At 67.4% G+C, this 13,489-nt stretch carries 13 protein-coding genes; 8 read left to right on the top strand and 5 right to left on the bottom strand.

Going from position 1 to position 13,489, the window contains the following annotated elements:
* Both CBM2594_RS10615 and CBM2594_RS10610 read right to left on the bottom strand, forming a co-directional pair.
* The gene (locus tag CBM2594_RS10615) at window positions 1–1,401 is read right to left on the bottom strand and encodes a sensor histidine kinase (RefSeq protein WP_116356794.1); all 1,401 of its coding nucleotides are present in this window, start codon (window positions 1,399–1,401) and stop codon (window positions 1–3) included.
* Window positions 1,398–2,072 carry a response regulator gene (locus CBM2594_RS10610; RefSeq protein WP_116356793.1) on the bottom strand — a complete coding sequence of 225 codons (675 nt, stop codon included), beginning with the start codon at window positions 2,070–2,072 and terminating at the stop codon, window positions 1,398–1,400. The genes CBM2594_RS10615 and CBM2594_RS10610 overlap by 4 nt, the downstream gene beginning before the upstream one ends.
* Window positions 2,073–2,313: 241 nt before the next feature.
* Between CBM2594_RS10610 and CBM2594_RS10605 the strand changes: the two genes are divergently transcribed.
* Window positions 2,314–3,372 carry a porin gene (locus CBM2594_RS10605; protein ID WP_116357766.1) on the top strand — a complete coding sequence of 353 codons (1,059 nt, stop codon included), beginning with the start codon at window positions 2,314–2,316 and terminating at the stop codon, window positions 3,370–3,372.
* 196 nt (window positions 3,373–3,568) lie between these two features.
* Here CBM2594_RS10605 and CBM2594_RS10600 read toward each other — a convergent pair whose 3' ends face one another.
* A complete protein-coding gene (locus tag CBM2594_RS10600; protein WP_116357765.1) occupies window positions 3,569–4,543 on the bottom strand; it encodes an NADPH:quinone oxidoreductase family protein in 975 nt (324 codons plus the stop codon).
* A gap of 231 nt (window positions 4,544–4,774) precedes the next feature.
* Here CBM2594_RS10600 and surE point away from each other — a divergent pair, with 231 nt between their 5' ends.
* The 5 genes from surE to CBM2594_RS10575 are packed head-to-tail and all read left to right on the top strand — an operon-like array spanning window position 4,775 to window position 9,423.
* The gene (surE, locus tag CBM2594_RS10595) at window positions 4,775–5,527 is read left to right on the top strand and encodes a 5'/3'-nucleotidase SurE (protein ID WP_092309281.1); all 753 of its coding nucleotides are present in this window, start codon (window positions 4,775–4,777) and stop codon (window positions 5,525–5,527) included.
* Between the two features lie 52 nt (window positions 5,528–5,579).
* Window positions 5,580–6,500, top strand: coding sequence for a protein-L-isoaspartate(D-aspartate) O-methyltransferase (locus CBM2594_RS10590; protein ID WP_116356792.1), 921 nt, complete (start codon window positions 5,580–5,582; stop codon window positions 6,498–6,500).
* 8 nt (window positions 6,501–6,508) lie between these two features.
* A complete protein-coding gene (locus CBM2594_RS10585; RefSeq protein ID WP_116356791.1) occupies window positions 6,509–7,393 on the top strand; it encodes a peptidoglycan DD-metalloendopeptidase family protein in 885 nt (294 codons plus the stop codon).
* A gap of 6 nt (window positions 7,394–7,399) precedes the next feature.
* A complete protein-coding gene (gene rpoS, locus CBM2594_RS10580) occupies window positions 7,400–8,587 on the top strand; it encodes an RNA polymerase sigma factor RpoS (RefSeq protein WP_116356790.1) in 1,188 nt (395 codons plus the stop codon).
* The gene (locus CBM2594_RS10575; RefSeq protein WP_116356789.1) at window positions 8,584–9,423 is read left to right on the top strand and encodes a 3'-5' exonuclease; all 840 of its coding nucleotides are present in this window, start codon (window positions 8,584–8,586) and stop codon (window positions 9,421–9,423) included. The genes rpoS and CBM2594_RS10575 overlap by 4 nt, the downstream gene beginning before the upstream one ends.
* 23 nt (window positions 9,424–9,446) lie before the next feature.
* On the opposite strand, the gene CBM2594_RS10570 is transcribed toward CBM2594_RS10575, so the two are convergent.
* Entirely contained in the window at window positions 9,447–10,301 is an 855-nt protein-coding gene (locus CBM2594_RS10570) for an endonuclease/exonuclease/phosphatase family protein (RefSeq protein WP_116356788.1), read from the bottom strand.
* 256 nt (window positions 10,302–10,557) lie between these two features.
* Here CBM2594_RS10570 and rlmD point away from each other — a divergent pair, with 256 nt between their 5' ends.
* Window positions 10,558–11,862, top strand: coding sequence for a 23S rRNA (uracil(1939)-C(5))-methyltransferase RlmD (rlmD, locus tag CBM2594_RS10565; RefSeq protein ID WP_232346636.1), 1,305 nt, complete (start codon window positions 10,558–10,560; stop codon window positions 11,860–11,862).
* A gap of 98 nt (window positions 11,863–11,960) precedes the next feature.
* Here the strand turns inward: rlmD and CBM2594_RS10560 are convergent, their stop codons facing one another.
* The gene (locus CBM2594_RS10560) at window positions 11,961–12,665 is read right to left on the bottom strand and encodes a Bax inhibitor-1/YccA family protein (protein ID WP_012353168.1); all 705 of its coding nucleotides are present in this window, start codon (window positions 12,663–12,665) and stop codon (window positions 11,961–11,963) included.
* Window positions 12,666–13,038: 373 nt separating this feature from the next.
* On the opposite strand from CBM2594_RS10560, the gene ndk reads away from it, so the two are divergent.
* The gene (ndk, locus tag CBM2594_RS10555) at window positions 13,039–13,464 is read left to right on the top strand and encodes a nucleoside-diphosphate kinase (protein WP_012353167.1); all 426 of its coding nucleotides are present in this window, start codon (window positions 13,039–13,041) and stop codon (window positions 13,462–13,464) included.
* The last annotated feature ends 25 nt before the right edge of the window (window positions 13,465–13,489 follow it).

Here is a 13,489-nt window from a genome sequence, read left to right as displayed (position 1 = left end):
CTAAGGAATTCTGGTGCTGAATTGCACCGACACCATCAGTCCGCCTCCCGGCGTTTCGCCAAGCCCCACCCTCGCACCATGCAGCCGCGCGATCTCGCGCACGATCGACAAGCCCAGGCCGGTGCCTTCCACCGCTTGCCCGCTTGCGCCGCGATAGAAGCGGCGGAACACCGCGTCCCGTTCGGCCGGCGCAATGCCCGGGCCGTTGTCGGTCACCTGCAAGCGCGGTATCCCGTCTTCCAGCGCCACGCGCACCGTCACCATCGCGCCGTGCCCTGCATAGCGGATCGCGTTGTCGATCAGGTTGCCGGTCAGCTCCTGCAGCAGCTCCGGCTGCCCGGCAATCTCCACCGGCGCGTCCTGCTCGAAACCCAGGTCCACCCCGGCACCGCGCGCCACCGGCGCCCAGTCCAGCGCCACCGACTGCGCCAGCGTATCCAGCCGCAGCGGCTTCAGCGTCGGCTCATAGCCGGCATCAGGCTCCAGGCGCGATAGCGACAGCAACTGCTGCACGCCCCTGGACGCGTGCCGCACGGTGCCGTGCAACCGCCGCATATGCTCGCGTACGCGCTCGCCGTCGCGTTCGCGCAGTGCCAGTTCGGACTGCGCCTGGATGATCGCCAGCGGGGTCTTGAGCTGGTGCGCGGCATCGGCAAAGAAGCGCTTGCGCGCCAGCACCATGCCGTGCAGCCGCGCCATGTACTGGTTCAGCGCCTGCACCAGCGGCTTCATCTCGGCGGGCAGGTCTTTCTGCTCGATCGGGTCGAGCTGCGTGCCGCGCCGCGCCACCGTGTCGGACAGCCGGTTCAGCGGCCGCAGCCCGCGCCGCACGCCGAACCAGACGATGCCCAGCGCCAGCGTCACCAGCATCAGCTCCTGCAGCAGCGAGCCGATCAGGATGTCGCGCGCCAGCAGCTGGCGCGGCTCGATGGTCTCGCCCACCAGCACCCACACCAGCCGGGTGCGGGCCGAGCCGACGTCGCGCACCGGCAGCGGCTGCGCTGCCATGCGCAGCGGCTGGTCGCGGAACACGGTGTCGTAGAACACGGTGCGGTACAGCTGCAATGGGGCCTCGGGCGGCATCGGCAGGTCGTCGTAGCCGGTCACGGTGGCGCCGTCGTCGGCGCGGATGCGGTAGAAGATGCGCGGGCCGGCCTGATTGTCGAACAGCTCGAGCGCGAGGTTGGGCAGTTCCACCGCGAAGCGCCCCTCGTGCAGGCGGATGCCTTCGCGCATGGCGCGCAGCGACGCCTCCAGCGTGCGGTCGAAGGCGGTATGCGCGGCCGACATGGCGCGCTGGTAAGTCAGCCAGGCATCGAAGGCGAGCAGGCCCATCAGCGGCAGCAGCAGCCACAGCGACAGCTGCAGCCGCAGGCTCGGGGCCCGGCGCGGCCGCATCATGGCGCCGGCCGCGCTTCGAGCAGGTAGCCCAGGCCGCGCAGCGTGACGATGGCCACGCCGCTGCCGTCGAGTTTCTTGCGCAGCCGGTGCACATAGATCTCGATCGCGTCCGGATTGACCGATTCATCGATGCCGAAGATCTTCTCCGACAGCGCGCCCTTGTTGACGGCGCGGCCATCGCGCAGCAGCAGCACCTCGAGCACGGCGCGCTCGCGCCCGGTCAGCGCCAGCAGCTCGCCATGCAGCAGGAAGGCGCGGCTGACGCTGTCGTAGTGCAGCGGGCCGAAGGCGATCTGCGTGCTGTCATGGCCGTGGGCGCGGCGGATCAGCGCGCGGGCGCGCGCTTCCAGCTCGGACAGGTCGAACGGCTTGCTGAGGTAATCGTCGGCGCCCAGGTCCAGGCCGCGCACGCGGTCCTCGACCGATCCGTGCGCGGTCAGGATCAGCACCGGCAGCGGATTGCGCCGCTGGCGCAGCCGGCGCAGCACTTCCAGCCCGTCGAGCCCGGGCAGGCCGAGGTCCAGGATCAGCAGCGCGTAGTCCTGCGTGCCCAGCAGCGTGTCGGCGCTGTGGCCGTCGTGCATGCAGTCGACCGTGAAGCCGGCCTGGCCCAGGGCCTGGCTCAGGGAACTGGCCAGCATCACATTGTCTTCGGCAAGCAGGATACGCATGGGGCAGGGCAGGACGGTCGGGCGGCAATGCGGAAATGCGGGAATGCGCCTGAAACAGGCAAAACGGCAAAGGCCAGACAGATACAGCGAACCGCGCCGGCTTAGAAGCTAGGGAAACCACTGATCCCGCGGCGGCGCCATGGCCGCGAAAAGCCTGCGATCCGAAAGCGAACTGAAAGTGCGCGTCACCTACCATCCGGCCGCTGACGATTACCACAACAAGCACAAGGAAGGAGATGGCATGAAGCGTACGGCAATGGCATTGGCCGCGATGGGCCTGGCTGCCGCGGGGTCGGCATCCGCGCAATCGAACGTGACCCTGTATGGCCTGGTGGACGCGGGCATCGAATATGTCAGCCACGCGGGGCCGGACGGCTCGGCGGTCAAGCTGACCTCGGGCGGCAAGAACACTTCGCGCTGGGGCATCCGCGGCAGCGAAGACCTGGGCGGCGGCCTGAAGGCCGTCTTCAACCTGGAAAGCGGCATCGCCATCGACACCGGCCGGCTCGACACCGACAACACGCTGTTCGACCGCCGCGCCAGCGTCGGCCTGGCCAGCAAGTATGGCCAGGTGGTGCTGGGCCGCACCTTCACCACCACCTATGACTTCATGCTGCCGTTCGACCCGATGGGCTATGCGCCGGCTTATTCGTGGGCGACGTCGTCGACGGCGACCGGCGGCCGCAAGGACGGGCTGTTCTCGCGCGCGTCGAACGCGATCCGCTATGACGGCAGCTTCGGCGGCCTGAAGCTCGGCGCGACGATGGCGCTGGGCGAGGTGGCGGGGGACTTCAAGAGCTCGTCCAGGTATGCGCTGGGCGCCGGCTACAACGCCGGCAAGTTCGCCGCGGCCGCCACGTGGGACCGCCAGAACGGCGCCGGTACCAGCACCACGCCCGCCGACAGCACCGACTACATCCAGGGCATCCACGCCGGCGCCAGCTACGACTTCGGCGAGCTGAAGCTGTTTGCCGGCTACCGCAACTACAAGCGCGCCTTCACCACCGGCGCGGCGAGCGACCGCAGCGACATGTACTGGGGCGGCGCCAGCTACGCCTTCACGCCGGCATTCACGCTGTATGGGGCGGTCTACAAGCAGAACATCAAGGGCGGCAACGATGCCGACCCCATCCTGTTCTCGCTGCGCGGGCAGTACGCGCTGTCCAAGCGCACGCTGGCCTACCTGTCAGTCGGCTACGCCAGGGCGCGCAATGGCCAGGACGTCAGCGTGTCGCGCGACCTGGTCGGCTTTGCCAACAACCAGACCGGCGTCATGGCCGGCCTGCAGCATCGGTTCTGAGCAGGGGGATTTCCGGGAAAACGGTCCGGCCGGGGGCTGGCTGTTTGGGGAGCTGCCTGTTTTGGGAACTGCCTGCTGGCCCGCGCAGGGGTGTGCGCATCGGGGACAACAGGCAGCTTGAGGCGATTTGCCTCGCAAGGCGCAGGGTGTAGCCGCACCGCCTGCGCCTTACTTTTTTTGCACGATCACGGCACCCTCACGGCACGATCACGATCTTGCCGGTGACCTTGCGCGCTTCCATGTCCTTGAGCGCCTGCGCTGCCTGCTCCAGCGGGTAGCGCGCCGAGATATGCGGGCGGATCTTGCCTTCCTTCATCCAGCCCAGCATCTGCGCCATGTTGGCCTGGTTGCCCTTGGGCTCGCGCCGCACGAAATCGCCCCAGAACACGCCCACCAGCGACGCACCCTTGAGCAGCGCCAGGTTCAGCGGCAGCCGGGGGATCTCGCCGTTGGCAAAGCCCACCACCAGGTAGCGGCCGCGCCAGCCGATCGAGCGGAACGCCGGCTCCGCATAGATGCCGCCGACCGGGTCGTAGATCACGTCGGGGCCCTTGCCGTCGGTCAGCGCCTTGATGCGCTCGCGCAGGTCTTCGGTGCTGTAGTTGATGAAGGCATCGGCGCCGTGCTGCTTGCATACCTCCAGCTTTTCGTCGGTCGACGCCGCCGCGATCACGCGCGCGCCGATGGCCTTGCCGATCTCGATCGCCGCCAGGCCCACGCCGCCGGCCGCGCCCAGCACCAGCATGGTCTGGCCCGCCTTCAGTTCGCCGCGGTCGATCACCGCGTGGTGCGAGGTGCCGTAGGTCAGCGTAAAGGCCGCCGCGGTCTCGAAGTCGATGCCGGGCGGCATCGGCACCACCGACGCCGCCGGCGCTTTGGCCTGGCTGGCAAAGGCGCCATTGCCCAGGTAGGCGATGACCTTGTCGCCGGGCTTGACGTGGGTGACGCCTTCGCCCACCGCGTTGACCACGCCGGCCAGCTCCGATCCCGGGGTGAACGGCAGCTCGGGCTTGGCCTGGTACTTGTTCTGGATGATCAGCACATCGGGGAAGTTGACCGCGGCCGCCTTGACGTCGATGATCACTTCGCCCTTGCCGGGCACCAGGTCGGGCAGGGTTTCGAGGGTCAGCGAATCGGGCGGGCCCCAGGCTTTGCACAGTACGGCTTTCATCATGTCTCCGGTGGTGGTATTGGCATGCCGCGCCAGTCAAGCTTACGCGGGCCGGCGCGGCAAGTGTAGCGCAGGAATAGCACGGTCGTTCTGTTTCATGCGGAAGCCGTGGAGGCGGTCATTTGCGCCCTGCATACCGCGGCCGCGCCGCGCCGCCGCCGCCCGCGCCGAAGGGCCAGATCGGGCGGCGCGCAGGCCGCTTGCGCGCCTGCGCTCAGGTACAATCGCGGCATGCATATCCTTCTCGCCAACGACGACGGTTATCTCGCGCCGGGACTGGCCGTTTTGCATGCTGCGCTCGCGCCGCTGGGCCGGATCACGGTCATCGCGCCGGAGCAGAACCATAGCGGCGCTTCCAATTCCCTGACCCTGCAGCGCCCGCTGTCGATCTACGAGGCGCGCGAAGGCGTGCAAAAAGGTTTTCGCTTCGTCAACGGAACGCCGACGGATTGCGTGCATATCGCGCTGACCGGGCTGCTCGAGGAAAAGCCGGACCTGGTCGTGTCCGGCATCAACCAGGGCCAGAACATGGGCGAAGACGTGCTGTACTCCGGCACCGTCGCCGCCGCGATCGAGGGCTACCTGCTGGGGATTCCCTCGGTGGCCTTCTCGCAGGTGGACAAGGGCTGGGAACACCTCGACGCCGCCGCGCGCGTGGCGCGCACCGTGGTGGAGCGCATCATCGGCACGCCGCCGGCAGAGCCGTTCCTGCTCAACGTCAATATCCCCAACCTGCCGTTCGAACATATCCAGGGTTATCGCGCCACGCGCCTGGGCAAGCGCCATCCGTCGCAGCCGGTGATCACGCAGGTCAACCCGCGCGGCGACACCAATTACTGGATCGGCCCGGCAGGCGATGCGCGCGATGCCAGCGAGGGCACCGACTTCCACGCGACCGCGCAGGGCTATGTCTCGCTCACGCCGTTGCAGCTGGACCTGACCCACCGCGGGCAGCTCGACGCGCTCGACCAGTGGCTGAAGTAGGGCCGCCGGTCCCGAGCCGCCCGATCCGCAGAATCGCCGCGTCGCGCCCCCGATGAGTTCCACGCCCCCTCGCAACAAGTTCCCGCTGCCGCTCGATGCGGTGGTCGAGCGCAAGCCCGCGCCCGCGCGCACCGCCGGCATTGCCGCGGTGGGCGCGCCGCGCCCGGCCGCGCCGCCAACTACTGCAACCGCGCCGGCCAAGCCGCGCCTGCCGCGCACCGCGGCGCCGGCGCCCGCGCCGGTGCCGGCCAGCGCCGTCGAGCAGCGCGCCTCGGCGGCCACCGCCGGCGGCGGCGGCATGGCCTCGGCGCGCGCGCGCGCGGCCCTGGCGGCGCGGCTGCGCGCCGCGGGCATCCGCGACGAGCGCGTGCTGTCGGCCATCGCCACGGTGCCGCGCCATTTGTTCGTCGAGCCGGGGCTGGCCTCGCAGGCGTATGAGGACGCCGCGCTGCCGATCGGCCACCAGCAGACCATCTCCAAGCCGTCGGTGGTGGCGCGCATGATCGAACTGCTGCGCGCAGGCCTGGGCACCGATGCGCCGCTGCAGCGCGTGCTCGAGATCGGCACCGGCTGCGGCTACCAGGCCGCGGTGCTGGCCCAGGTGGCGGGCGAGGTCTTCTCGATCGAGCGCATCCGGCCGCTGCACGAGCAGGCCAAGGCCAACCTGCGGCCCTTGCGCGTGCCCAACCTGCGCCTGCATTACGGCGACGGCATGCTCGGCCTGCCGCAGGCCGCACCGTTCTCCGCCATCATCCTGGCCGCGGCCGGCATGGAGGTGCCCGAGGCCCTGCTGGAGCAGCTGGCCATCGGCGGGCGCCTGATCGCCCCGGTGGCGGTGCTGCCGCCGGCGGGCGTGCCCGGCCAGACCGTGACGCAGCAGCTGCTGCTGATCGAGCGGCGCAACCGCCATCGCTTTCACCGAACCGCGCTTGAAGCCGTTTTCTTTGTGCCCTTAAAATCGGGCACCATCTGAGTCGAACTATGCACAACACCGTGAAATCGCAAAATTTCGCACGCGCCGGACAACTTCTTGCGGCGACGTCGCTCGCGGCCCTGCTGGCCGCCTGCGCCAATTCGCCGATGCCGGCGCCGGTCATCGACCGTACCTCCACTTCCGGTACCACGGCGGCGACGCTGGAACCGGCGCCGCCCGGATACTATCGGGTCAAGCGAGGCGATACCCTTTACCGTATCGCGCTGGAGAACGGCCAGTCGTATCGCGATGTGGCGGCGTGGAACAACCTGACCAACGTGAACCAGATCGAAGTCGGCCAGCTGCTGCGCATCGTGCCGCCGGGTGCCGACGTCAACACTGCGCCGGGCGTGGCGACCATGCCGGTGGCGCCCGGTACGGTGCAGGCCCAGCCGATCGACCAGGCCCGTCCGAACGGCACGCCGGTGCCGCCTGCGGCCACGCCTGCCGCAGCGGCTTCGGCGCCGGCGGCAGCGCCCGCCGCGACCGCGCCGGGATCATCGCCGGCATCGGCGCCGGCAGCCGATGGCTCGATGAAGCTGGCGTGGCCGGCGACCGGCCAGATGGTCGGTAAATTCGACGACAAGGGTAATAAAGGCATCGATATTGCGGGCAAGAAGGGCGATTCGGTGCTGGCCGCGGACGACGGCCGGGTGATTCACGTGGGCCCCTTGCGCGGCTACGGGAATCTTGTCATCATCAAACACAACGAGACATTTCTTACGGCTTACGGGCACAACGAGAAGGTGCTCGTGGCTGAGCAATCCACCGTCCGAAAGGGCCAGAAGATTGCGGAGATGGGCAACAGTGATACCGACCGGGTAAAGCTTCACTTCGAAGTTCGCAAGAACGGCAAACCGGTTGATCCGATGCGGTACCTGCCGCCACAGTGAGGGTTCATGCCACGCCAGAAAACTGTCTCCTCCGGAACCGTCAGCAGGGCTCGCCGTCCCAAGCAGCCGGAAGTGAAGGCTGGTGTGGCGCATCCCGACGAACGCGCCGATGCCGAGGGCTTCGAGCCCGATCTCGCCGCCGAGATGATTCCCGTGACCGACGAGCCCATCGCCACGTCCACTACGGTGGGCCTGCGCGAGGCCGACCTGCTCGGCGACGACAATGAGCGCAACGAGCGCCATCTGCGCGACGACGACGAGGACGAGGCGGAGGACGAGGAAGAAGACAGCGCGGAAAACGGCACCGAAACCGCCGCCGCCGAGCATGACGATTTCCGCACGGTGCTGCATACCGAGCTGGCCGCCGACACGGTCCAGCATTACCTGAACCGCATCAGCATCAAGCCGCTGTTGTCCGCGCCGGAAGAACTGCATTTCTCCACGCTGGCCAAGGACGGCGACTTTGCCGCGCGCCAGGTCATGATCGAGCGCAACCTGCGGCTGGTGGTCAGCATCGCCAAGGGCTATCTCAATCGCGGCGTGCCGCTGCTCGACCTGATCGAGGAAGGCAACCTCGGCCTGATGCACGCGATCGAGAAATTCGATCCGTCGCGCGGCTTTCGCTTCTCGACCTACGCAACGTGGTGGATCCGCCAGAGCATCGAGCGCGCCATCATGAACCAGGCGCGCACGGTCCGCCTGCCGGTCCACGTGATCCGCGAACTGAACCAGGTGCTGCGCGCCAAGCGCCATCTGGAGAAGGGCGGCACCGACGGGCGCGACGCCAGCCTGGAAGACATCGCCCACCTGCTGGGCAAGACGCCGGACGAAGTGCAGGACGTCCTGGCACTCAACGAACATACCACCTCGCTCGATACGCCGTTCGATCTCGATCCCGGCTCGAGCCTCCTGGATTTCCTCTCCGACGAGCACAACGCCGCCCCCGACCAGGAGGTGGCGCACCGCGAGCTGGAAGGGCTGATGAAGCTCTGGCTGGCGCGCCTGTCGGAAAAGCATCGCTACGTGGTGGAGCGCCGCTTCGGCCTCAACCACATCGAGCCCGCCACGCTGGAAGAGCTCGCCGAGGAAATGGGCCTGACGCGCGAGCGCGTGCGCCAGATCCAGCAGGAGGCGCTGGTCAAGCTCAAGCGGCATTTCGCTTCGCAAGGTGTCAGGAAGGACGCCGTTCTATGACCCCTGTGCTGGTATTCGACATCGAGACCATTCCCGATGTCGCCGGCCTGCGCCGTTTGCATGACCACCCCGATGCGATGAGCGACGCCGAAGTCGCCGAGCATGCGTTCTCTGCCCGCCGGGAAAAGACCGGCAGCGATTTCCTCCCGCACTACCTGCAGCGTGTCGCCGCGATTTCCTGCGTGCTGCGGCGCACGCATCGCGACGGCTCGGCCGTGTTCCATGTCGGCTCGCTCGGCACCACCGAAGACAGCGAGGCCACGCTGATCCAGAAGTTCTACGAACTGATCGCGCGCTACAGCCCGCAACTGGTGTCGTGGAACGGCGGTGGCTTCGACCTGCCGGTGCTGCACTACCGCGGCCTGGTCAACGGCATTACCGCGCCGCGCTACTGGGAGATGGGCGAGGGCCGCGACGACGACAGCCGCGACTTCAAGTGGAACAACTACATCAGCCGCTACCACATGCGGCACCTGGACCTGATGGACCTGCTGGCGATGTACCAGCCGCGCGCGAGCGCACCGCTCGATGACCTGGCCAAGCTGTGCGGCTTTCCCGGCAAGATGGGGATGGACGGCAGCAAGGTGTGGCAGGCGTTCCAGGCCGGGCAGCTCGACGAGATCCGCGCCTATTGCGAGACCGACGTCGTCAACACCTACCTGATGTACTGCCGCTTCCAGCTGATGCGCGGCGGGATGTCGCCGCGCGAATTCGACGTCGAGATGGAATTCGTCCAGGAATCGCTGGCGGAGTTGCCGGGCGAGCAGTGGATGGAATACCTGCAGGCGTTCCGGCTGCAGCGCCTGACGCCCGAAGCCGAAGACCTCGAAGACTGACGGAAGACGCCGCGCCTTGCGGGCTAGAGGTCCAGCGACAGCAGGATCGGCTGGTGGTCCGAGGCATCGGTATCGCCGTTGACCTCGCAGCGCCGGATGCGCCCGGCGAGCGGCTCGCTCACCAACATGAAGTCACAGGCGAACGGCGGCTCGGGCCATTGTTCCTTGTCGTGCAGCGCGCAGGTGGGCGCATGCGGCTGGCCGGGATGCGCGTGCAGCCAGGCGTCGCGCCAGGCCGGCGTGCCGTCGTCGAACGGCTCCAGCATGCGCCGATAGGCGACGTCATCCGGTTTGCTGTTGAAGTCGCCGCACAGGATGGCCTCGGCGGGGCGCGGCTGCGGCGTGAACGGGCCTGGCCACTTCTCGCTGCGGCCTGGCCGAAGCGCGTGGCCGCAGGCCTCGGCATGCCATGCGCGCAGGGCTTCGGCCTGGGCCGTGCGCTGGGTCGCCGAATAGTATTCCAGGTGGGTACAGATCACGCGCAGCCGCGCGCTGGCGGCTTCCACGGTGGCTTCCAGCGCCACCCTTGGCATCGATGCCACTTCGGGATCCGCCGGCCAGGGCAGCGTATGGCGGAACACCTCGCGCACGGGCAGCCGGGTGGCGATCAGGTTGCCGAACTGCTTCAGTGCGCCGTTGTGGCCGCGCCGGTCGACGGCCGGCGCATAGAGCAGGTGATAGCCCGGCAGCAGCGCGGTCAGTTCCGACACCTGGTCGGCGCCGGGCTCGCCGCGCAGTTCGCCAAAGCCGCGCGTCACTTCCTGCAGGCACAGCACGTCCGCATCCGCCATCGCGCGCATGGCTTCTACCTGTCGCGCCAGGTCGACGCGCCCGTCGGCGCCGCGGCCCCACTGGATGTTCCATGAAATCAGTTCCATGCCTGCTCTCCGTCGATGACCGGACCTGCGCCAGCGGCGCCGCCCCGGTCTGGCATACAATCGCGCTTTCGTAAAACAATACGTCAGCTTTTATCTGGTGTCCCAAGCCGTGTCCTCTCCACAAGAAACGCCGGCCGTGCCGGCCGCTGCGGCCGTCGAAGGTGCTGCGCCCGTCGCTAAAAACTCCCGTGGCCGCGGTGCCGCCCAGGGCGATGCGCCCGCCGACGACCCCGTGGTGACGATCGACAGCCTCGATATGGAAGCGCGCGGCGTCGGCCGGCTGGTCAACGAGGACGGCACGCCGGGCAAGGTGATCTTCGTCGAGGGCGCGCTGCCGGGCGAGACTGTCAGCTACCGCAGCTATCGCCGCAAGCCCAGCTACGAACAGGCGCACCTGGGCGAAGTGCGGCAGGCGTCCGTGATGCGCGTGACGCCAGGCTGCCAGCACTTTGGCGTCTGTGGCGGGTGTTCGATGCAGCATCTGGACTCGCGTGCGCAGCTGGCCATCAAGCAGCGCGTGCTGGAAGACAACCTGTGGCACTTGTCCAAGGTGAAGCCCGACGTGGTGTTTCGCCCGATCGCCGGGCCGGACTGGGGCTACCGCTACCGCGCGCGCCTGACGGTGCGCCACGTGGCCAAGAAGGGCGGGGTGCTGGTCGGCTTCCATGAGCGCAAGAGCAGCTACGTGGCCGACATGACGCGCTGCGAGATCCTGCCGCCGCATGTGTCGGCGATGCTGGTGCCGCTGCGCGAGCTGGTGATGGGGCTGTCGATCCGGGACCGCATGCCCCAGATCGAGCTGGCCGTGGGCCAGGAAGTGACCGCGCTGGTGCTGCGCATCCTGGAGCCGCTGACCGATGCCGACAAGGACCTGCTGCGCGCCTTTGCCGACACGCACAAGGTGCAGTTCTGGCTGCAGCCGAAGGGTCCGGACACGGTCTATCCGTTCTACCCGGCCGATGCCGAGCTGGCCTACACGCTGCCCGAGTTCGGCATCCGCATGCCGTTCAAGCCGACCGACTTCACCCAGGTGAACCACCAGATCAACCGCGTGCTGATCGGCCGCGCGCTGCGGCTGCTCGACGCCCAGCCGCAGGATCGCCTGCTCGACCTGTTCTGCGGCATCGGCAACTTCACGCTGCCGCTGGCGACGCAGGGCAAGTCGGTGATGGGCATCGAAGGCAGCGAGGCGCTGACCACGCGCGCGCTGGCCAACGCGCAATACAACGGGCTGGCGGACAAGACGGAATTCGCGTGCCGCAACCTGTTCGAAGTCAGCGCCGAAGACATCGCCGCACTGGGCCGCTTCGACCGCTGGCTGGTCGATCCGCCGCGCGAAGGCGCGCTGGCCGTATGCAAGGCGCTGGGCGAGCTGGCGCAGCAGGGCAGCGACGTGCTGCCGCGGCGCATCGTCTATGTGTCGTGCAGCCCCGCCACGCTGGCGCGCGATGCCGGCCTGCTGGTGCATGAGGCGGGCTACCGCCTGAGCGGCGCCGGCGTGGTCAACATGTTCCCGCACACGTCGCACGTGGAGTCGATCGCGGTATTCGATCGAAACTGAGCCGAAACTGAGCGCGACCGCCCGCGGCGCGCCGCGGCGCGCCTCCAAAGAAAAAGCCGGCCAACTGGCCGGCTTTTCTCATGCCGCGGCGTTTGCCGTCATTCGCGGTTGCCGCCGAAGATGCCAAGCAGCGCCAGCAGGTTGGCGAAGACGTTGTACACGTCGAGGTAGATCGCCAGCGTGGCGGTGATGTAGTTGGTCTCGCCGCCGTTCACCACGCGCTGCACGTCGAACAGGATGTAGGCCGAGAAAATACCGATCGCGATCACCGACACCGTGATCATCAGCGCCGGCAGCTGCAGCCAGATGTTGGCCACGCTGGCCAGGATCAGCAGGATCACGCCGACGAACAGGAACTTGCCCAGGCCGGAGAAATCACGCTTGCTGACGGTGGCGATCGACGCCATCGCGCCGAACACGGCCGCGGTGCCGCCAAAGGCATACATGATCAGCGCCGGGCCGTTCGAGAACGACAAGGTCACGCTGATCAGCCGCGACAGCATCAGGCCCATGAAGAAGGTAAAGGCCAGCAGCAGGACCACGCCCATGCTGCTGTTCTTGGTCTTCTCGATGGCGAAGAAGAAGCCGAACGCGATCGCCAGGAACAGGATCAGCGACAGGCCGGGGCTGCCCGCCATGAAGCTGAAGCCGGTGGCCACGCCGATCCACGCGCCGAGCACGGTGGGGATCATCGATAGGGCCAGCAGCCAGTAAGTGTTGCGCAAGACCCGGTTGCGAACGACGACGTCAGTGACGGTCGACGCACTGTTGCCGAAACCGTAGGTATTCAGCTTGTTATCCATGGTGACTCCTGTCTCAAAATGGTGAGGCGCCGGCGTTGCGAGGCTTCGGATGCGAAGTTTCGTATGGACGCCGGACGGAACCATCGTCAATGTGGCATCGGGCAGCCCGGATTGCAAGGGCGCGGTAATTTAGCCGCCACCCGGCACTGGCTCGCGTTCGCCAGCCGCCGCTCACATTGGATGTTAGCGGGGGCGCTGCGTTCCGGGGATGACAAGGTTGTAATGTGCGGCTTTTGCAACTTGTGGGTAACAGGTGCGCGAGGGGCGCGCGGGCACGTCCGGAGCACTGCAAGACCCTCGAAAGCGTCATAGTCTTCGTGCTAGAATTGCACGTTTAATCCATTTGTAACCCCTTCATTTTTCGGAGTTTTTCATGGCGATCGAACGCACCCTGTCGATTATCAAGCCGGATGCCGTGGCCAAGAACGTGATTGGCCAGATCTACGCCCGTTTCGAGGCCGCCGGCCTGAAGATCGTTGCTGCCAAGATGGTGCACCTGTCGCGCGGCGAAGCCGAGCAGTTCTACGCCGTCCACAAGGAGCGTCCGTTCTTCAAGGACCTGGTCGACTTCATGGTTTCGGGCCCGGTCATGATCCAGGCGCTGGAAGGCGAGAACGCCATTGCCAAGAACCGCGACCTGATGGGCGCCACCGACCCGAAGAAGGCTGAGAAGGGCACCATCCGCGCCGACTTCGCCGACAGCATCGACGCCAACGCCGTGCACGGCTCGGACGCCGCTGAAACGGCTGCCGTGGAAGTGGCGTTCTTCTTCCCGGGCATGAACGTCTACAGCCGCTGATCGGCTGCTGACTGACACCAAGCCG

The sequence above is a fragment of the Cupriavidus taiwanensis genome (genome assembly GCF_900249755.1).
Classification (GTDB): Bacteria; Pseudomonadota; Gammaproteobacteria; order Burkholderiales; family Burkholderiaceae; genus Cupriavidus; species Cupriavidus taiwanensis_D.
This window is presented reverse-complemented; position numbering and strand designations above follow the sequence as displayed.